Origin of the sequence: Metasolibacillus sp. FSL K6-0083, from assembly GCF_038630865.1 — a bacterium.
GTDB lineage: Bacteria > Bacillota > Bacilli > Bacillales_A > Planococcaceae > Metasolibacillus > Metasolibacillus fluoroglycofenilyticus.
Genome location: NZ_CP152046.1, coordinates 786563 through 805994 on the forward strand (window position 1 = coordinate 786563; position 19432 = coordinate 805994).

A 19432-nucleotide genomic window follows, 5' to 3' on the forward strand; every position below is an offset into this window, starting at 1 on the left:
CGAAAAGCAGTGCTTTAGCACGCTTTTCGGATGCCCTCAACAATCAAATTTTTCAACAATATTTTGCAAATGTAAGGATTGGTTTTTTAATTCTACGGAAATCGAGTTTAATTCTTGTAAAACATTTACTTGCTGCTCGATTGTGCTCGCCACTTCTTGCGTGTAGCTTGCTGCATCATTGGCATCAGAGGCGATATGAGCAACAGAGGCGGCTACTTCCTCCGCTGTTGCTGAAATATGCTCAGTCAATGACGATACTTCGCCGATTTCTTCTGTCATCTCTTCAATCGCTGTGTGAATTTTATTAAATGTTTCACCAGCAGTTTGTACGACCGCTACCCCGGTCACAGCGTTTTGAACGCTTTCCTGTATCGCCTGAGCCACATGCTCTGTGTCTTGACGAATTGCTGTTGTTACTTGCACAATCGCTGCAGCAGAATGCTTGGATTGTTCCGCTAATCGACGAACTTCATCTGCTACGATAGAGAAACCTTTCCCATGCTCACCAGCACGTGCCGCCTCAATCGCCGCATTCAAGGCTAATAAATTTGTTTGCTCGGTAATTTCAGTAATTGCAGCAGTAATTTTATCAATCTCATTAGAGCGTTCAATAAGTTGATTGATTAAATTGTTCGTTAATGAAGTGGATTGCTGAATCGCCTGCATTTGCTTTTCGGCAACCTCTATATTGCTGCCACCCTCGTTTGCCAATGTTTGTGTAGTCAATGCGTTTGTATGCAATGCTACTGTTGAATGAACAATTTTTTGCACCGCCTCTGCTGTCGCGTCCATTGCTGTCGCACTTTCATTCGCAGCAGTTGCTGAATTATGGGAACCCTTTGCTAGTTTATCTGCTACTTCTGAAGTTTGTTGCACTGAGGATGCCACTTCATCTGTATTTTTTGTTAGCTGCTCACTAGACTGCGATAGCTTTGTCGTATTTTTTGCTACGGAAACGATAATCGATTTCAGCTCTGTTTTCATCGTATTAAATGAATTCGCCAAATCGCGAAATTCATCCTTTGATTTAACTTCTACATTCTCCTGCTGTAGATTACCTTGTGCAACGACTGTCAAAGCAGACTGCAATTGCTTAATAGGTCTTAAAAAGCTTTTGCTCATCACGAAACTTATAATCAATGAAGCTACAATACTTAATACAAGTACAATGATGCTAAGTAGCGATGCCGTATTAGCTGTACTTTTAGCTTCCTGCTGTATTTTTTGTAAGTTTGCCTCATAATGCTCTTTTAAATTTGCTGCACTTTTAATTAAATTTTGGTTTGGTGGGCGCAAATTATTGTTAATGATTGCTTTAGCTTTCTCGTAATTCAGTGCCTTCGTCTGTGCGATTGCATCAGCCATCGCCAGATTAAATTCCCCCGTAGCACCATCGATAGCGACAAGCTCCTCGCTCACATATGAATCTCGATTATTTATTTCTAATGACTCAATTAATTCAGTCATTTGCTCTCGTTGCTCAATTATTTCAGGTAAGATGCTTAAATCACCTGAGATTACGTACTGTCGAACAAGCATGCCTTGTGTGCTCATATTATTACGAATATCGGCAATCGTTAAGACATTTGCTTGCTCCTCTTCAATCATTCTTTCATACATGGACTGAACTCTTTGAAGCTGTGTATAGTTTATACTAGATGCAATTAATACTAGTAGTAAAATAGCCGCGAAACTAAGAAAAATTTTCGTGCGTATAGACATCTTATTCACCTTCTTCTCATTACAAATATGAGTATAATTATATACGAAACAATTCCCTATAACATCTTTTTGTTAAAAATTATAAAATTATAACTTTTCTGATTTCGATTCAAGCAAAAGAAGCATGTGAGAGAAAGAAAAATCTCACATGCTTCTTTTTTAATCATTTGAACGAATCTCCGTCATTTGTTTCCAAACAGAGCCTTTCGCTTCTTCACCTTGCTCAATTCGTGCAATTGCCATTTTCACTTGAAGCTTCACTTCAAATTCCACATCGTTTGCTGCATTTTGTAATGCCTGCAATGAGCTTGTTGTACCTGTTTCATATAAGAACATTGCTGCACGCCAGCGCACTAGCTTGTTTTTATCTTGTAGGGCGGTAATCATTGCTTGTTCAAATTGAACAAAGCCTAAATCACTCATGCAATCTCCCGCTGTGCGTCGCACTGCAGCACTTTTATCTTGCAAAGCCTGCTCAAGTGCTGGTACGACAGCCACATCCTCAATCATGCCAAGATAGACCGTTGCTAAACGTCGGATGGCCATTTGGTCATCCTTTAATGCAAAGCTCAGCATTTCGATATCTTCCACATTGGGGTCTGGCATTTGGTCAAGCAATTGAAAGCGTTGTTGCCAATCCCCTGTTTGCTGTAGTTGTGCCAAAGTTATCTTTTCGCGAGGTGCTGGTGTATAGTTCGCCTTATTGTTTGCAGCCTCTACAATTTCATCAATACGCTCTGTCGGATATGTCGCCCATACTTCTTGAAGCACATTTTCCGCTACTTCTTGTTTATCGCCGTAACGTACACCATAATCTACCCATTTACGCAAGAAAATATAGTTTTCATCACTATCCTTTGTTTGGATATGCTGAAAAGCTGCTGAATAAGCATCCCCTGTAGAAAGGCGCACCTCACCTTCGCTATCAAAGGCCTTTACTTGCAATGGCAACCCTTTAAACATTTGTACATGGACATATACTTCTCCAAAATGGCTGACCGCTTGATTTTCTACGGTATTTGTCGTATCGTTTTCGCCTAATGCAATACGAATACTCGATAAAATATTTTCCCAAGCAAATTTAGCATTGCGCTCTATTGCTAAAAAATCCGCTACATGGTAAATCCCCTTCACGCCATCAACAGCAAAAATAGCCTGAATATAAGCTGGTGCTTCTGCAATATTATCCTTCGTATAGTTAAAGCTTTTACCAAATGGTAGCTCTTGGTCAATTACAATTTTCATTGAATTGGGACTTGGTGTTGGTTCAATCGTAACAATTTTCATCATTCACTTCTCCTATCCATTGACAATTTCATCTAAGTAACTCCAGCGTTCAATTAATTGCTCATATATTGCATTTAATTCATCTAGCTTTTGCGTTAGCTCCTGCAATTTCGTAAAATCAGCACCTGCTGTCGCAATACCATCTTCCGTCTCCATAATTTGCTGCTCTATCTTTTCAATATTTGCGGCAATTGTTTCCCATTCTTTTTGCTCTTTAAAGCTTAGTTTTTTCTTTTCCTGCTTCACTTTTTCTTGCTTCGTTTTATCTTGCTTCACTTCTTTTTGCGCTTGCTGCTGCTCTTTTGCACTGTGTATTAAGTACTCCGAATAAAGCATTAAGCTTTCTTCGACTTGCCCTTTACCATCTAAAATCCACAGCTTTTTAGCAATGCGATCTAAGAAAAAGCGGTCATGAGAAATTGTAATGACTACGCCAGGGAATTGCTCAATAAAGTCCTCGAGCACGCCGAGCGTTTCAATGTCTAAATCATTTGTTGGCTCATCGAGTAAAAGGACATTTGGCTGTTCCATTAAAAGACGTAGCAAATGTAGACGTTTACGCTCTCCACCTGAAAGCTTGCCAATTGGCGTACCATGCGTATGGAGAGGGAATAAAAAGCGCTCTAACATTTGTGCCGCGCTAAAGCGAACACCATCCGCATCAGTAATATCATTAGATGCTTCACGCACATATTCAATCATTCGTTGCTGCTCGTTCATTTTCGGTAATGCCTGTTTAAAATGGAGTCGCTTAACAGTAGTGCCTACAACAACCTCGCCTTTATCTGGCTCAAGCTCCCCTGCTAAAATATTGAGCAATGTCGATTTACCATGACCGTTAGCACCGATTATTCCAATGCGGTCACCTTGTTGGATTAAAAAGCTAAAGTCCTGTAAAATAACGCGCTCAGCAAACTGCTTCGAAATACTTTCCGCCTCTAATACTTTTTTACCTAAACGCGTTGTCGCAAGTGCCATTTCTAAATTAGCATCCTCTTGCGTGCGGTCGATTTTTTCATCAAGCTCCTCAAATCGCTGAATACGAGCCTTTTGCTTTGTCGTTCTAGCTTTTGCACCACGGCGAATCCATTTCAGCTCATTGCGATAGCGGTTACGCAATTTTGCCTGCGTCGCTGCTGACATTTCCTCACGCAATGCTTTCGCCTCTAGATAATCGGCATAATTCCCTGTATGACGATACAGTGTTTGGTCAGCTAGCTCATAAATATGCGTTGCTACCTCATCTAAAAAGTAACGGTCATGGGTAATGAAAATCACCGCTCCCTTTAAACGTGTTACCATTTCCTGTAGCCATTCAGTCGATTCAATATCTAAATGGTTCGTCGGCTCGTCAAGTAAATATAAATCAGCCGGCTCAATTAGGACGCGTGCAAGTGCCACACGCTTCTGCTGACCTCCCGATAGCTCTGTCACAGCACGCTCAAACATATCAATTCCTAACTTCGTCAATGCTTGCTTGGCAAGCGCATTGACATCCCATGCCCCTTCAGCATCCATGCGCTGCTGCAAGTGGAACAGTTGCTTTTGCAGTGTTTCATTTGTTGGCTCTGCGGCTAATTTAGCAAGAGCCTCCTCATATGTACGATTTAATTGAAGCACTGGAGAATCGCCAGCAAACACTGCCTGTAAAACAGTTTCACCTTGTGCAAACGTCGGGTCTTGCTGTAAGTATGCGATGCGGTATTTATTCGGATGGTCAAGCTCCATTTGGTCTGCCTCTTGCACCTTCGCCAAAATGGATAGCAGCGTCGATTTCCCTGTACCATTAATGCCAATTAACCCCGCACGCTCCCCTTCGTATATAGTGAATTCAATATTGTTAAATAAAGTTTTATCGCCTACCGTTTTCGTTAAATTCGATACGATTAAATGACTCATTTGTTCTCATCTCTTTCATCAATCAATTACTTATCTTTTAATTATAGATGATTTATATATGAATTGCACAAGTTGAGATTATTTTGTAGATGGTTCTCTTTCTTAGCTAAAAAATAATAAGCATTTTTCGAAAGATATTGATATTATCTATCCTTTTCTTTAAGTTATCTAGATTAATTATTGCGAAAGGGGCTGTCCAAAAAGCCGTGCATAGCCGGCATTTTGGACAGTAACGATGATGTTTCATAAAATGTTGATTCATATAAAGTGAACCTTCAATCAGTGGGGGGGTCTTATCCCCACTGATTGGTAGTTTCACCATTCGGGTTTTTACAGACTGTTTGACCCCCTCTTAAACATTTTGATTTCACCTGCTGTTTTGAGATGGGGGTCTTACAGCCTGTTAATACGGGATAAAGTGAACCTTCAATCAGTGGTGGTCTGTGCTCCTGCGGTTACTCGTCGCAAACAAATTTATTAATACGGGATAAACAGAAAACGCCTCTTTTAACAATGGGATGAACATTGACTTTAGCAGTGTACTCCTTCAGGAAAAGGGAAGTGATGAAAACATTGATTTCAATGCGGCAACAAAACAAAATGGATTTTTCGAACAACTCCTCTATATTAAAAACGCATGACTGAGATTTTTTTATTCACCGTATCAATGGCAACTTCTCCGCCAATTGGCAAGGTCATAATTGGCTGTGTGTGTCCGAAATCGACATCATACATAACAGGAATCCCCTGCAATAACGGGTGCTTATCTAAAATAAAATGAAGCTGCTCCTTTGTTATTTTACTTTCCCTTTGGAAACGACCAATTAACAATGCGTTTACATTCTTTGACGCTTGTAACAGCGAAGTTAAATCGCGCGCAAAAGTTTCTGGAATTGTCATTTCATCATCTTCAATAAATAAAATACAATCATTTAAGTCAGGCATATACTGTGTGCCTTGCAGCAAATTGAGTGTACAAAGATTGCCCCCATATAATTTACCTTGTGCTTGTCCCTCTGTGTATACCTTCCATTCTGTTTCCTCATATTGGCGATTGTCTTGGTCTAAAAACCATAAATCATCGCTCCATTTTCCAGATGGAACAATGTCATAAGCCTCCTCATTCATAAAACATTGTTCAAAATACTTCGTTTGATATGCTTGTAAGCCTTTCATTTGAAAGCTTGAAAAATGTGGGCCTGAATAAGTGATAAATTGGCATCTTTTATGTATTGCAGTTGCAAGTGCTGTAATATCACTGTAGCCACATAATATTTTTGGGTTTTCCGCAATTAATTCATAATCTAAATACGGTAGTAGCTCATTGCTATTAAAACCGCCAATTGCGGTCAAAATAGCTTTAATATTTTTATTAGCAAATGCCGAATGAATATCAGCCACCCGCTGCGCAATGGAAGAAGAATTTTGAGAATCACAGGCATTCGTATGCTCCCCAAAGCTCACCTTAAAGCCCATACTTTCTAGTGTATGCACAGCCCTTCTTACCCCTTCATCACCTAATATTTTCATGCTTCGACTAGGCGCAATCACACGAATTTCATCCCCAATTTTCAATTTCTCTGGTATTATCATTGCTCAATTCCCCCATTCATTTCTTTATTAGCAAATTGTCGAATTGTTTTTGCTACCTGATTTTTAGTTATAACGATTGAAGCAAATTTTGATACTTCCCCCTCCCCTACGCAAACGCTATACTGCGCCGCCTCAAATAAGGTGCGATCATTCATATCGTTACCGAACGCTATAAAACTATCAATGCCAAGTTGCCGCAAACCTCTTGCTTTATGTACACCTAAAGGGCTAACATCAAGAATGTTTTCTGACACATATTGCGAAACAGATAAAGGCAGTTTTAATAGCATATGCTTTGCCTCATCTGGTACATCAAATAAAACGAGCTTGCAAATTTGCGGTAATTCATCAAGCCTTAAATTCTTTGCTGCTTGAAAATGAATTCGTTTGTAAATTGAATGAGCTACATCCCCCGTATAAGCAAAATCCCAATCGCCATCTGCTAAATACGTTAATTGATAGCGTCTAATTATTTGTAGAAGCTTCTCTGTCGTCATTTGTTCAAAATAGATGGCTTCCACCTTTTCCTGAGCTTTTATAAATGCACCATTTCCACCAATTAAACGACATTTATGAAAGTTTTTAGGCAGTATAGGTAAAAGGTCGCGAATCGGACGCGCGGAGGCAAATACAACGTTATAGCCTGCCTCCATTAACAGCAAAATCGCCTGCTGGATTTCTTCACTAATCGTTTCTCCATCAAAGGAAATCGTTCCATCTACATCAAATACAAAATACATCTTACTTCACCTCTGCTCTTTAGTATAATAAGATGAAATATTTAATAAAGGACAGGTGTCCCAAGCATGCATAATCTGTTTAAACAATTTTCTATACTTTACAATGAATCAATTCCAATTGAAAGCCTAAATAAAACTGAATTCCGAACATTTGAAAAGGGGGGAGCAATATTACTGGCTGGTGAAGAAGTAGATGGCCTCTATTTTCTGATTTCTGGAAGCTATAACGTATTGAGCCCAGAGATTAATGGAAAAGAGCTGTTACTCCGAAAATGTACTCCTCCCTCTATTGCAGGTGATATTGAGCTATTTCAAAACTGTGGTATTCAATCAAATTGTATTGCAAATGACAATTGCATTTTTTTATTTATCTCTCAGCAATCATATGAACAAACTTTTAAATTTGATGCAAGCTTTACACAGCTACTGCTTGAAGAGCTAACATTCAAATTGAAAACATGCACGACGTTATCGCGTGTTAATGCGCTCTCTTCTGTTGCGGTAAAGCTTGCTGCGTATTTATGTACAATTGAATCAGCAGAGGCCTCAAATGACTATTTGAAGGTGCAAAGCCTTCAGGAAATTGCCGCTTTAATCGGTACAACGAATCGCCATATTAATCGCGTTCTCCATCAATGGGCAGAACAGCATATCATTGAAAGAAATCATAATTCTATCAAAATCACTAATTGGCAAGCAATACAAACGCTCTCGGAAAATATTCGATTCGAATAAAAAAACGGAGTGCCTCGTTTTAGGCATCTCCGTTTTTTTCTTTCGTTAGCTGCTGTAAAAATTGCTCCATAAAACGATGGCGGGCATCAGCCATTTCACGACCTTTTGCGGTTACCATTAAATCTTTTAATAACAACAGCTTTTCATAAAAATGGGTGACAGATGCTGTTGATTTTGCACGATATTCATCCGCTGTCATGTGGATGCGCGCTTGCTCTGCATCGTCGTACAGCTTGCGTCCTTTTGCACCGCCATAGGCAAATGTGCGAGCGATGCCGACAGCGCCAATCGCGTCTAAACGGTCGGCATCACGCACAATTTTTGCCTCAATTGTTTTTGCTTCAAGTGAATTCCCACCGCTAAATGACACTGATTCAATAATATCCTCGATATGCTTGCGTTCAGTAGCTGTTATAGAAAGCTGCTCTAAAATAGCATTTTGCGCCGATTTATCCTTAGCATATTTTGCATCGCTTACATCGTGTAGATACACGGCTAACTTGACGATTTTTGCATCCGCAGCCCTCTCTGTTTGCAAAATGGCTTCCGCATTCATCATAACCCGCTCGATATGCTGAAAATCATGGCTTGCATCCATTTGCTCATATATTTGCTGTACGAGCTCTTTACACTTTACAATCACACTCATTTAAAACAATCCTTCTGCATGCCCATCTGCTGCTACATTCATTTTTAACGCTGCTGGCTCTTTTGGTAAGCCCGGCATCGTCATAATTTCGCCTGTTAGACATACTAAGAAGCCCGCACCTAATTTTGGCACGATTTCGCGAATGGTAATCATAAAGTTTTCCGGTCGTCCTAGTAAAGTCGGTTGGTCTGATAGCGAATACTGTGTTTTCGCCATGCAGATAGGTAGTACATCCCAACCAAGTTTTTCAATTTGTACAAGCTGCTTTTTGGCGCTATCCGTTAATTGAACACCGACACCACCGTATACTTTTTGTACGATTGTTGTAATTTTTTGTTCCACTGTTTCAGATAAATCATATAAATGATGGAAGTTTTGGGTTGTTTCAAGCACTTGCAATACTTCATTCGCGAGCTCGATACCACCTTCTCCGCCTTCCTCCCAAACATTTGTCCGAGCGATGCGCACGGCATTGTCCTTCGCCCATGTTAGAACGACGGCTAATTCAGCCTCTGAATCTGTTACGAAGCGATTTAACGCAATAACAGGCTCTACACCAAATGCACGAACGCTTTCAATATGACGAGCTAAGTTGGCAATTCCTTGTGATACTGCCTGTGCATTTTCCGTTTGTAAATCCGCTTTTGCGACACCGCCATGCATTTTTAATGCACGAATAGTTGTAACGATAACAACCGCATCTGGTGCGATACCACTTTGACGTGCTTTAATGTTCATAAATTTTTCCGCACCTAAATCCGCTCCAAAACCAGCCTCTGTTACGACGATATCAGCTAGTTTACGCGCTGTTTGTGTTGCGATAACAGAGTTACAGCCATGCGCAATATTGGCAAATGGCCCACCATGAATTAAAGCAGGTGTACCGCCAAGTGTTTGCACTAAATTCGGCTTAAATGCTTCCTTTAATAATAATGTTAGCGCACCTTCCACACCTAATTGATGGACAAATACAGGCTCGCGCTTATATGTGTAGCCAATAACAATATTAGCCAATCTCTTTTTCAAATCATCAATGCTCATTGCTAGACAAAAAATAGCCATTATCTCAGATGCCACTGTAATATCAAATCCGTCCTCACGCGGAACACCTTGTAATGGTCCGCCTAAGCCAATTGTCACTTTGCGTAACGCGCGGTCGTTTAAATCTAACACGCGCTTCCAAATAATACGACGTGGGTCAATGTTTAATTCATTTCCTTGATGGATATGATTATCGATAAATGCTGCGAGCGCATTGTTTGCTGTTGTAATTGCATGCAGGTCGCCAGTAAAGTGCAAGTTAATATCTTCCATTGGTACAACTTGTGCATAACCGCCACCTGTCGCGCCTCCTTTTACACCCATTACAGGTCCTAATGAGGGCTCACGCAATGCGACCATCACATTTTTACTTAATTGCTGCAACGCATCTGCTAGTCCAACTGTCACAGTAGACTTCCCTTCTCCAGCAGGCGTTGGGCTTGTTGCTGTCACAAGCACAACCTTCCCTGTTTTCGTAGACGCAATATGATTTACGTCGATTTTTGCCTTGTAGCGACCATATTGCTCAATCGCCTGCTCTGGGATGCCAACTTTCTTCGCAATATCAGTAATAGGTTGCATTTTTGCGTTATTAGCAATTTCTAAATCGGATAAATACTTTGTCAGTGTCATATTATTCCCTGCTTTCTATCCTTAGTCAATTACGCCTCAGCTAACTTTAGTCCAAATTCTTTCGAGCAAGCTCGAAAAATCAGTGACATCCGCTGAATGATGTTACTCTTATTATAAAGCATTTAGTAAAAAAAAATCGGGGAAAAAGCGTCAAAATTCGCCAAATTATTGACAATAAAGCATCAATAACGTATATTATAATGCATAATTGTCTTAATTTTTCGACATTTTGAAATTTAATCCGCAAGTATGGGAGGCGAACGCTCATGCATCAAGGAAAGGTCAAATGGTTTAATAACGAAAAAGGTTATGGCTTTATTGAATGTACGAACGGTGAGGATGTTTTCGTTCATTTCACCGGCATCATCGGAGAAGGCTTCCGTCAATTAGAAGAAGGACAAGACGTAGCATTTGAAATTGTAGAAGGCAACCGAGGACCGCAGGCAGCAAACGTCTCTAAATTATAAGAAAATGTAGACAAAGACGCATTACCTTTGTCTACATTTTTTTATATTATAAATTTATTTCATAACATACGTTGCATTTTCACAAACAATCGTTTGCTGCTCTGTAGCTCCTTCAAAGAGAATCGTATGAATGCCTAATCCGTCGGCTAACATAGCATCCCAAATGACTCCTTCGCCTTGCGCGCAGTAGCAAACAATGCTTGCATTTTGTAAATAAAGTGTATATTTGATTGCATTCAGTTGCTCATCAAACTGTTCTTCTGCCTGCAATTGACCTAATTGCTGTAGCTGCTTGATAAAATCGAGACGATTCACTAAATAAGCGACCTCTGTTAGTTTCATATCACCTTTAGGATGTGGAGCGATAATATTTTGCTCTCTATATTCAGCACGACGCTCCTCGTTCGCCAAATCCCATTGAATGAAAAATGGAAAGTCAAAACGTTGCTCCGGATGACCGATATGAAGTAACTGCCAACCAATCACCGTTCCATCCGGTCTTGTACGTGAAAAATGTTCAGGACCGTTTACCTCTAGTCCTGCCTTGCGAAACATCTCCGCATCTCGCTCAATTGTTGTTGTTCGAATCGCAATGCGAGCAAAGCCATTTTTCCGTCCCTTTTTCTCATATGTTTCATGCAATGTATAAGGTTTTTGTGCAGCAATGGCAAACTGTGACTCATCATTAATACCAATCCACTCAATATATGTTAAATCGAAATAGCTTAACGTATTGTATGTTCCCCATTGCTTATGCTGTCCACCTTGTACCGCGTGAAAACCGTGTGCCTGCATCTCTTCCATTGTCCGTTCTGGCTTATCTACAAAATGAACAATATGGTCTAACTCATACATAGTAATCCCCCTTTTCCTATATTAACAAGTAGTTTTTTAACTGTATCATCAATTACACTTTCATCCTAATCTTAAAAGCATCAACAGTTAAATGCTCGAAGGTTATTGATTTACTTCCGAATTCCATGCTTTACAAACATTCACCCAATTTTTCGCATTTGAAAGTTGCTGTAGCTGCTCGCATGTTAGTTCAATCGCTGAATTTGCTGTGCCACATGCAGGAAAAACAGTTGTAAAACGCTGCAATGAAATATCCAAATAGACAGGTATATTTGTTGCTAACGCGAATGGGCATACGCCTCCTACTGGATGTCCTGTATATGTTAAAACATCATCAGGACTAAGCATTTTTGCTTTTACCTGAAAAGCTACCTTAAAAGCTGCATTATCAATTTTTGCGTCTCCTGCTGCGACTACTAAAAATGCCGTACCTTCTGACGTGTAAAAGGCTAATGTTTTTGCGATTCTCGCTGGAATAACATTTAAAGCTTTTGCTGCTTGCTCGACTGTCGCCGTTGATTCAGAAAATGTTAAAATTTGTTCAGCATATTGATGTGTTTGCAAATATGTATGCACACGCTCGCTTGCCATTTGTTTTCCCCCTATTCAAGCTCTGCTAATAAAGCGATTAGTTTTTTGCTTGCTTCTTTTTTGCCATTTGCCTCAGTTACTTGTCCATTTTGATGAACGATTAAATGTAATGCATCGTTGCCGTATAATGATTGTGAGCTATTCGCTACTGTGTACTGTGCACTTGATGTCGCCATGCGCAGTTTTGCACGCTCGATTAAATACTCAGGTTCTGTCGTTGCTTCTAGCTTAAAGCCGACCAATGTCACATTGGGAGCCCAGCCTTTAATTTGTGGCAATATTTTTGGCGCTTTTTTAAAGCGAATTGTCGGTGGTTCATCAGAAGGCATCTTTCCATGGGCTGCTAAAGCATTTCCCGCTTGGTCAAATACTTGGTCTACAACCCAATCCGAGCCCGCAACAGCCATGATGACGATATCAATTGATTCCTCCTGTAATAGCTTTTGTAATTTGCTCGCTAAATCCTCAATACCTTCAAAGCCGATTTTACGCATTTGTTCTATACGCTCAGGCAATTTGGCAAAATAGCCATGCATATAAATTACTTCCGCACCATAATCTAGCGCATCTTCAGCTAAATAGCAGCCCATAATACCCTTTGATAAATTCGTATGTCCGCGCACTTGATCCCATTTCTCAAGCGTACCGCCACTTGTTATCACAATTTTTTTCCCTCGTAGCATTTTTCCCTCTCCTTATTCATTGTAGTGAATACTAGCCATCCGTAAAGAACTGTATCAAAACAGCCCATCTTACAGCTTTTCTTTATCTGTTAAATTTTCTTCATTTTCCTCTAGCCATTGCTTTAATACTTCTACAAATTTTTTCGCAGCTGGTGATAATGTTTGCTTTGTAGCGATTCCTATCGTTCGAAAACTTTCCTGCTTTAGCGGGATAACTCGAACGTTTTGCGGTAGCTGTGATAAGACAAGCTTTGGCATAATCGACACACCTACATGCTGTCCAACCATCGACATAATTCCCCAATCATCAAAAAGCTCAAAGCGGATATTTGGCTTAATGCCGTGCTTTTCAAATGTCGTCATCACATCATTCATGCCACGGTAAGACGGCATAATAAATGGCTCTTGCGCAATTTCAAATAAATCAATCTCCTTTTTATTATATAGGTGACTTTTCGAAGATACGATACAAAATAAATAATCTTTTTTTAATGGCATAAAATTAAATCGCTTTGAGCTTGTTCGATTTAGAAAGCCACAGTCTATTTCCCCGTTAATCAGCCACTGCTCAATTTCATAATAATCGCCTTCCCGTAATTCTATTTTAATACCTGGATATTGGTCATCAATGGAATGAATAATATTCGGCATCCACTGTGTAGAAATACTCGAAATCAGCCCAATGCGTACTGTTCCTTTTGTTACACCGACAATATTTGCGGCCTCCTGCTGCAATAATTCCTCCGCCTGCAATACTTGCCGCATCGCGAGCAGCATCGTTTGTCCCTCTGTTGTCAGCCTCACTCCATTGCGATTGCGATGAATTAAAGCAAACCCAAATTCCTTTTCTAAACTTGAAATTGCATGGCTAACAGCCGATTGCGTTAATCCGAGTAGCTGTGCAGCCTCTGTGAAGCTTTGCACCTCTGCTACTTTATTTAAAATTTCATATTTTACTAAGCTCATAGCTGCCTCCCTATTCCCTCAATTAAACTCTATTACACCTCTAGCAGTTGTTTTTTCATTGCAAATATCATAATGCTTTCATTACTGGAGAAAACGTCCAATTTTTTATACATGAAAATTATTCATATTACATATTATAAACATTCGTTTTACTAATCGTAAAGGACAGTTTATATTGTTTTCTATAGCAATTTGTTTGGCGAGGATGGGGTGAATGTTTTGAGCATACAAAGTAAGGCAAATATATTAATGGTGATTGTGACGATGTTTTGGGGATTGTCATATACGTTCATGGTCATGGGCTTGGATGCGCTCGAAACATATAATATCGTTGCCCTCAGATGTATCATTGCATTTGCAGTGGCCGGTCTTATTTTTTATAAAAAAATGTTGAAAATAAACAAGAAAACTTGTTTTTATGCAGGTATTCAAGGCTTTCTTTTATTCATTGTATTTTCACTATCATTGTTTGGTTTGCAAACAACTTCAGCATCCAACGCAGGCTTTATTTTAAGCTTGACGGTCGTGCTTGTCCCTATTTTTGTAAGCCTTTTAGAAAGAAAGCTACCGTCACGTGCCGTAAGCTTTGCAATCGTGATGACAATGATTGGTATTTCAATTTTAACTTTAAAGGAATCTATGTCATTCCAAATAGGTGATATTTTAGTAGCTATTGCTGCGGTTTGCTACGCTATCTATTTAATTTTAAACAGCAAATTTACGAAAAATGTTGACTCGATTGCCTATGGTGTTTACCAATTAGGCTTTGCAGGTATTTTCGGTGCTATTTTTTGTTTATTTTTCGAAATACCTCAAATCCCAACAACAACATCTGGCTGGATTGCAATTCTTGGTTTAGGTATCATATGTAGTGCATTCTGCTTTATTGGGCAATCCGTCGTACAGCAATACACTTCCCCCACACATACCGGTCTAATTTTCTCTTTAGAGCCTATTTTTGCGGCTATTTTTGCCCTTGTGTTCTTAGGTGAAGTATTAACGATGCAATTATTAATTGGTGGGCTGTTTATTTTGGCAGGTAATATCGTTGCGCAGTTTGAGCAACTTCATCAGCTCCGCTTTATGCGACAACAAGCAATTGAGGAAAAATCATACTAAAATGGAGGAGCGTCCAAAAAGCCGTGCATAGCCGACTTTTTGGACGCTTTCGGCAGTGCTTCTTTAAAGGGCTCATTCATTAAAATAACAAGAGAATTCTTTGAAGCGAAAATCATGAATTGTTAAGTATTCCCTGCAAAATAAAGGCTAATCAACACGCATATTAATTTCTGATAATATTATTCCTACCTTTTATTAGATTCAATAAATTTAAAAATTAGTTTGCATCACAATTTATGTGGCAAATCTACTTTTCAGTCCCCTTCTTTTTAAACACCCTGTTCTATTTTTTTACATAGCGGAATATATACTAATAGGCGCGCCTTATTCTGACAGTTCGAAATATACAATTAGTTTTCAAGAAATAAAACACATTGTATGATAGAAAATGTGATTTTTTCGCAAGTGGAAAATAATCTGAACCGTAATTACGCAATGTCGTAAACGATGAAACAACATATAAAGGACGTGTAAAAAAATGATTGGACGTAATGATCCATGCCTTTGTGGTAGCGGCAAAAAATATAAAAAATGCTGTGAAGGAAAAGCACAGGTAACATCTGCCTCACTATTTAACGAAGAAATAGAGATGATTTTACAAAGCTTTTATGAAACTTACCCACAGCGTAAAGATACTTTGCAATATATTGAACTTGTACAAGCTTGGAGCCCTAAGCTACAAGATTACCTACAACAAGAGCTAATTGAAGCGGTTGCTTTAGATGAGTTTTTCTTCCACGTTAGACCTGATATTTGGACAGGCTATTTAAAAAAGGTGAGCAAGAAAACAGTTCGTCCTGCAACGGTTCGCTTATTAGATAATTGGACATCACCAGCAATGTTTATCGGAGCGATTTCGCATGTAGATGAGCAATATATTCATGCAACACATGCAATGACAAAAGAAAGCTATAAAATCCGCCGTGAAAACAAAAAACCGATTCCTGAAGGTATGCAAATCTTTACCTTCTTGTTACCGGACGGGTCAGAGCAGGAAAACCATTTCCTAGCAGTCTCTACGCTTATTTTCTTCTCTTCTGAATACGAGAAAGTTTTCCAAACTTTTGTAAATAGCTGCCCAAGTTCTGAACAAGCAGCGCAATTTTTACAAAAGAATCATCTTGCCTTTTGGCAATTGCTTGTGGAAAATGGCTATGTAGGAGAGGAATTTACTTCCTTTGAAGCAGATGTGTTAGCGCAAGTAAAGCAATTCTTACAATTGCATACATTAAACGATGCGCAACTAATACCTATTTTAGAGGATTATTTAGTAGAGCAGCAGCCAGCAGCGCGCAAAGCTGCTGCAATTGCGGCAGGAGCAATTCGTTTTGGACAAGAGCGTGCTTTATTTGAGGCTTCCTTTACAGTGAAAGAAATAGCTGAGCAATTCGGCATTTCTGCCACATCACTTAATAAATATTATCAAGATATGCTTGCCTACCAGCTCGCAACTGCATAATGAAAAAATAAGGAGATGGCTGAGCCATCTCCTTTAATTTAATTATTTATCATTAATTTTCATCAATTCTTGCCCTAAAAATTGTAGCTGTTCCCCCACTGTGCAAGATTCAATACAAAACTTATGTGCACCTGGCTTCCCACGCTTTTGTCGCAACTCACGAATAATAGGGCAGTCGACACAATACGTATCCGTAATAAAATCAATCTCTTGCATAACAGATACTTTATTCAATTTCGCTCCCCCCTTTTTGCATTTCCTTATTATACTTCTTTACAAATTATTTTGTCCATTATTCATCGTTTCGGCTTATAATTATATTCAGTAAAAGACGGAAAATGAGGGATTGATATGTTAGAAGTTTATATTGATGGTGCAAGCGCAGGCTATCCTGGTCCAAGTGGCATCGGTTTGTTTTTAAAAGGTGAGGGACATCATCTATTAATTAGTGAATACATCGGTGAAACGAATAATCATATCGCCGAATTTACAGCCCTTATACGTGGCCTAGAGGAAGCACAGCAATTAGGTGCAACATTGGTTTCTTTACGCTCCGATTCCAAAATTGTTGTCGCCTCCATTGAAAAATCCTACGTCAAAAATGAAGAGTTTAAGCCTTACTTAGCACGCGCAGAGGAATTAATCGAAACATTTGAGCTCTTTTTCATTAAATGGATTCCAGAAAAGGAAAATCGTGCTGCTGATGCTCTTGCCCGCGAAGCCATTCAAACAAAAGCAAATCGCAGAAAAGATGGCATTTGAAATCAGAACGTAGAAAAATAGCCGTTTTTTAAGAAAGTAGCTTATTTCAGAAGGTTATAAATACGAAATCTAACGGCTTATCCTGATTTATTTGCGACTTGAGCTGCTTTATTAGCGATTTATTACAACCTATGATTTTAAGCTTATAAAATCGGATTAGATGCCAAAATGGGTTTTATTTATTTCTTTAATTACAGAAGGAAGAGCTTAAATATCGCGGTTTGCAAGCTTTTGGATTATGCTACTTCACTTTAAACACGAATAAAGCGTCCAAAAAATAGTGCCCCGCACGCTTTTTGGACGCTCTAGTGCTTTTATTTATTCATATTCAACAAAGCCCCAACTGCACCAGCGTAGCCTCTGTCCTGTAAGAAAATTGGGTTATGCTTTTTTAAAATCGTATAATTGGCAATCACTTTTTGTAAATCTTCGTTATCTGTCAATGTCGAGCCAATATAAACGATATATGCAGTTTCCTTTTGCTCAGCAAATTGGATGCTTAATGTCGTAATCACTTCACCAACAAGACCTTGCACAGTGGCTAAAACATCTGCCTGTGGATGCTCTGTAGTAGCTGTAATGCCGACCTTACCAAAATTGCTCGCGGTTAAATCTCCTGCGATAGGTGTATCCATCCCTTGATAAATATCGCGTACGAGCAAATCAATATTTTCACGCACACCCGTTGAGGCAAGCTTTGTAATTTCTTTAAAATCGCTATGTCCTGTTAGCAGTGTGGCAAGACCAACTAATGTACCTCCACCTACACCAGTACCTCCAACACGCACGTGCTGTCCATTTTCCATATAATGAATCGAGGTCCCCGTGCCGATATTTGTAATAATCGCATTGTCAATTTGATGTCCTTCCTTAACAAGCAAATATTGCACACCTTTTAATGTCGCCTCAAACTCCACGATATATTCAATGGATTTCATCGTTTCAAGCTGCTCTCGTAGCTGTTCTGTGCGTCCACCTGTTAGCCCGATTTCTTCAACATTCGGATGCTGCTTTAACCATTCTTTTACAAGTTGTAAATCATTCGATGGGAAGCTTTCTAGCATTAACTGGCCATGCTCATTAAAATAAGCCATTTTTGTTAATGTTCCTCCTGCATCAATTCCTATCGATTTCAACATAAAAATCCCCTTTAAATTATATGCCTACTACCTCTTGTGGGAATAGATTACGTTTTCTATACTCCTCAATAATGACATATTCATATTTTTTTAGTAATTGACAAATCGTTTCTTCATACGCTTTAATTGATGGAACTTCCGTTAACTTCTCGAGTGCGAGCTCCTCTTCTTTTAACAGACTTTGCCATTTCAAGTTTTCTGTTTTTGGCATCGTACATTGATGTAGGCGCATCCACTTAGAAATCGATTTTAAACCTGCATATGTTAAAATCACTTTTCCAACAGATTGCGTGCTAATGTCTTGCAATGTGTTTTTAAGCTTGCTAGAAGGCTTCATTTTTATTAATTGCTTCGTATAAACTTCTCCATCCTCTGCTACTTGCTCTTTTTCCTGTATAGAAAAAGGCAACTTTTCGCGATGGGTTGTCTGTTTGACGATATCAATACGGTCATGCTGTACTTTGCAATTTACGTAAGTCACCATAATATCAAAGGCTGTTTCCAACTGTCTTGAATAGGCAAAAAGCACAAGCATATCATTTGTTTGCTGCCCCTCCATCAATGCTTCCCCATTCGTTTCGACAAAAATTTGCTGAAGGCTCTGTGCATCTGCTAACGCTCGATGCTGTATGCTCGCCTTTAAATTTAACTCTGCCATTAATTTTTGGAGGCTTGGCTGCTCGCGTAAACTATGAGCAATCATATATTTTTGCTGATAATCGACCATCGGAAATAAAAAATCGCTGCTTAGATGATGGCGCTCCATCTCCTCTTCTAAAACTTTGCGATCAAACTCTCCAAAAGTAAATAATACGTAGTGTCCCTCACACCAGCGCTTAAACTTTTGAATCGCCTCTCTAAATGATGGCGCTCCTAGCAATTCTTCTGTTGTAATGCCTGTCAGCTTTTGAATATGATTATTCAATTTTTTAAATTTATAAGGCTGAATTAGTTGCGTAAAGGTCGTTTGTGTACCGTTTGGAAGCCATTTTACCGCCCCAATTTCAATAATACACTGTCTCCCCCGTATGAGCGCAGCCTCGATATCAATGAATATGTACGTTTTATCACGTGTCATATAGTCACCTACCA

19 protein-coding genes are annotated in these 19432 nt (G+C 39.3%); 5 read left to right on the forward strand and 14 right to left on the reverse strand.

The window, feature by feature from the left end; translation table 11 throughout:
• Positions 1–36 precede the first annotated feature (36 nt).
• The 5 genes from MHB51_RS03630 to MHB51_RS03650 form a co-directional block, all read right to left on the reverse strand.
• The gene (locus MHB51_RS03630) at positions 37–1722 is read right to left on the reverse strand and encodes a methyl-accepting chemotaxis protein (RefSeq protein WP_342559007.1); all 1686 of its coding nucleotides are present in this window, start codon (positions 1720–1722) and stop codon (positions 37–39) included.
• Positions 1723–1881: 159 nt separating this feature from the next.
• Positions 1882–3009, reverse strand: coding sequence for a conserved virulence factor C family protein (locus MHB51_RS03635; RefSeq protein WP_342559462.1), 1128 nt, complete (start codon positions 3007–3009; stop codon positions 1882–1884).
• Positions 3010–3021: 12 nt separating this feature from the next.
• Positions 3022–4908 (reverse strand): ABC-F family ATP-binding cassette domain-containing protein, encoded by a 1887-nt coding sequence (locus tag MHB51_RS03640; RefSeq protein ID WP_066163535.1) that lies wholly within the window; start codon positions 4906–4908, stop codon positions 3022–3024.
• Positions 4909–5535: 627 nt separating this feature from the next.
• Complete coding sequence (locus MHB51_RS03645; protein ID WP_342559008.1) at positions 5536–6501, reverse strand: S66 peptidase family protein; 966 nt, start codon at positions 6499–6501, stop codon at positions 5536–5538.
• On the reverse strand, positions 6498–7241 hold the full coding sequence (locus MHB51_RS03650) for an HAD family hydrolase (RefSeq protein ID WP_342559009.1): 744 nt from the start codon (positions 7239–7241) through the stop codon (positions 6498–6500). Before MHB51_RS03650 ends, MHB51_RS03645 begins: the two co-directional genes overlap by 4 nt.
• 66 nt (positions 7242–7307) lie before the next feature.
• On the opposite strand from MHB51_RS03650, the gene MHB51_RS03655 reads away from it, so the two are divergent.
• Entirely contained in the window at positions 7308–7976 is a 669-nt protein-coding gene (locus MHB51_RS03655) for a Crp/Fnr family transcriptional regulator (RefSeq protein ID WP_066163538.1), read from the forward strand.
• 19 nt (positions 7977–7995) lie between these two features.
• Here MHB51_RS03655 and MHB51_RS03660 read toward each other — a convergent pair whose 3' ends face one another.
• Positions 7996–8625 carry an HD domain-containing protein gene (locus tag MHB51_RS03660; protein WP_342559010.1) on the reverse strand — a complete coding sequence of 210 codons (630 nt, stop codon included), beginning with the start codon at positions 8623–8625 and terminating at the stop codon, positions 7996–7998.
• Positions 8626–10299: a formate--tetrahydrofolate ligase gene (locus MHB51_RS03665; RefSeq protein WP_342559011.1), complete on the reverse strand. Its 1674-nt coding sequence runs from the start codon at positions 10297–10299 to the stop codon at positions 8626–8628.
• A gap of 266 nt (positions 10300–10565) precedes the next feature.
• On the opposite strand from MHB51_RS03665, the gene MHB51_RS03670 reads away from it, so the two are divergent.
• Positions 10566–10766, forward strand: a complete 201-nt coding sequence (locus MHB51_RS03670) for a cold shock domain-containing protein (protein ID WP_066163543.1) — start codon at positions 10566–10568, stop codon at positions 10764–10766.
• A 54-nt stretch (positions 10767–10820) separates the two neighbouring features.
• Here the strand turns inward: MHB51_RS03670 and MHB51_RS03675 are convergent, their stop codons facing one another.
• The 4 genes from MHB51_RS03675 to MHB51_RS03690 form a co-directional block, all read right to left on the reverse strand.
• Entirely contained in the window at positions 10821–11621 is an 801-nt protein-coding gene (locus MHB51_RS03675; RefSeq protein WP_342559012.1) for a VOC family protein, read from the reverse strand.
• A gap of 102 nt (positions 11622–11723) precedes the next feature.
• Positions 11724–12212: a YbaK/EbsC family protein gene (locus MHB51_RS03680; protein WP_066163547.1), complete on the reverse strand. Its 489-nt coding sequence runs from the start codon at positions 12210–12212 to the stop codon at positions 11724–11726.
• A gap of 11 nt (positions 12213–12223) precedes the next feature.
• Positions 12224–12895 carry a phosphopantothenoylcysteine decarboxylase gene (locus tag MHB51_RS03685; protein ID WP_066163550.1) on the reverse strand — a complete coding sequence of 224 codons (672 nt, stop codon included), beginning with the start codon at positions 12893–12895 and terminating at the stop codon, positions 12224–12226.
• Between the two features lie 69 nt (positions 12896–12964).
• Entirely contained in the window at positions 12965–13861 is an 897-nt protein-coding gene (locus MHB51_RS03690; RefSeq protein ID WP_066163552.1) for a LysR family transcriptional regulator, read from the reverse strand.
• 210 nt (positions 13862–14071) lie between these two features.
• On the opposite strand from MHB51_RS03690, the gene MHB51_RS03695 reads away from it, so the two are divergent.
• Both MHB51_RS03695 and MHB51_RS03700 read left to right on the forward strand, forming a co-directional pair.
• Positions 14072–14980, forward strand: a complete 909-nt coding sequence (locus MHB51_RS03695) for a DMT family transporter (protein ID WP_342472551.1) — start codon at positions 14072–14074, stop codon at positions 14978–14980.
• 478 nt (positions 14981–15458) lie between these two features.
• Entirely contained in the window at positions 15459–16439 is a 981-nt protein-coding gene (locus MHB51_RS03700) for an SEC-C metal-binding domain-containing protein (RefSeq protein ID WP_066163555.1), read from the forward strand.
• Between the two features lie 42 nt (positions 16440–16481).
• Here MHB51_RS03700 and MHB51_RS03705 read toward each other — a convergent pair whose 3' ends face one another.
• Positions 16482–16673, reverse strand: coding sequence for a zinc-finger domain-containing protein (locus MHB51_RS03705; RefSeq protein WP_066163558.1), 192 nt, complete (start codon positions 16671–16673; stop codon positions 16482–16484).
• Positions 16674–16790: 117 nt separating this feature from the next.
• On the opposite strand from MHB51_RS03705, the gene MHB51_RS03710 reads away from it, so the two are divergent.
• Positions 16791–17201: a ribonuclease HI family protein gene (locus MHB51_RS03710; RefSeq protein WP_066163562.1), complete on the forward strand. Its 411-nt coding sequence runs from the start codon at positions 16791–16793 to the stop codon at positions 17199–17201.
• Positions 17202–17515: 314 nt separating this feature from the next.
• Here MHB51_RS03710 and coaW read toward each other — a convergent pair whose 3' ends face one another.
• Both coaW and MHB51_RS03720 read right to left on the reverse strand, forming a co-directional pair.
• A complete protein-coding gene (gene coaW / locus MHB51_RS03715) occupies positions 17516–18340 on the reverse strand; it encodes a type II pantothenate kinase (protein WP_342559013.1) in 825 nt (274 codons plus the stop codon).
• A 16-nt stretch (positions 18341–18356) separates the two neighbouring features.
• Entirely contained in the window at positions 18357–19418 is a 1062-nt protein-coding gene (locus tag MHB51_RS03720) for a 3'-5' exonuclease (RefSeq protein ID WP_066164469.1), read from the reverse strand.
• Positions 19419–19432 lie beyond the last annotated feature (14 nt).

Excerpts from the sequence above, each read along its gene's own strand:
- MHB51_RS03640 (WP_066163535.1), bottom strand. The coding sequence starts at position 4,908 with ATGAGTCATTTAATCGTATCGAATTTAACGAAAACGGTAGGCGATAAA.
- MHB51_RS03665 (WP_342559011.1), bottom strand. The coding sequence starts at position 10,299 with ATGACACTGACAAAGTATTTATCCGATTTAGAAATTGCTAATAACGCA.
- MHB51_RS03710 (WP_066163562.1), top strand. The coding sequence starts at position 16,791 with ATGTTAGAAGTTTATATTGATGGTGCAAGCGCAGGCTATCCTGGTCCA.
- MHB51_RS03700 (WP_066163555.1), top strand. The coding sequence starts at position 15,459 with ATGATTGGACGTAATGATCCATGCCTTTGTGGTAGCGGCAAAAAATAT.
- MHB51_RS03660 (WP_342559010.1), bottom strand. The coding sequence starts at position 8,625 with ATGAGTGTGATTGTAAAGTGTAAAGAGCTCGTACAGCAAATATATGAG.
- MHB51_RS03720 (WP_066164469.1), bottom strand. The coding sequence starts at position 19,418 with ATGACACGTGATAAAACGTACATATTCATTGATATCGAGGCTGCGCTC.
- MHB51_RS03645 (WP_342559008.1), bottom strand. The coding sequence starts at position 6,501 with ATGATAATACCAGAGAAATTGAAAATTGGGGATGAAATTCGTGTGATT.
- MHB51_RS03670 (WP_066163543.1), top strand. The coding sequence starts at position 10,566 with ATGCATCAAGGAAAGGTCAAATGGTTTAATAACGAAAAAGGTTATGGC.
- MHB51_RS03675 (WP_342559012.1), bottom strand. The coding sequence starts at position 11,621 with ATGTATGAGTTAGACCATATTGTTCATTTTGTAGATAAGCCAGAACGG.
- MHB51_RS03655 (WP_066163538.1), top strand. The coding sequence starts at position 7,308 with ATGCATAATCTGTTTAAACAATTTTCTATACTTTACAATGAATCAATT.
- MHB51_RS03685 (WP_066163550.1), bottom strand. The coding sequence starts at position 12,895 with ATGCTACGAGGGAAAAAAATTGTGATAACAAGTGGCGGTACGCTTGAG.
- MHB51_RS03680 (WP_066163547.1), bottom strand. The coding sequence starts at position 12,212 with ATGGCAAGCGAGCGTGTGCATACATATTTGCAAACACATCAATATGCT.
- MHB51_RS03650 (WP_342559009.1), bottom strand. The coding sequence starts at position 7,241 with ATGTATTTTGTATTTGATGTAGATGGAACGATTTCCTTTGATGGAGAA.
- MHB51_RS03690 (WP_066163552.1), bottom strand. The coding sequence starts at position 13,861 with ATGAGCTTAGTAAAATATGAAATTTTAAATAAAGTAGCAGAGGTGCAA.
- MHB51_RS03635 (WP_342559462.1), bottom strand. The coding sequence starts at position 3,009 with ATGAAAATTGTTACGATTGAACCAACACCAAGTCCCAATTCAATGAAA.
- coaW (WP_342559013.1), bottom strand. The coding sequence starts at position 18,340 with ATGTTGAAATCGATAGGAATTGATGCAGGAGGAACATTAACAAAAATG.
- MHB51_RS03630 (WP_342559007.1), bottom strand. The coding sequence starts at position 1,722 with ATGTCTATACGCACGAAAATTTTTCTTAGTTTCGCGGCTATTTTACTA.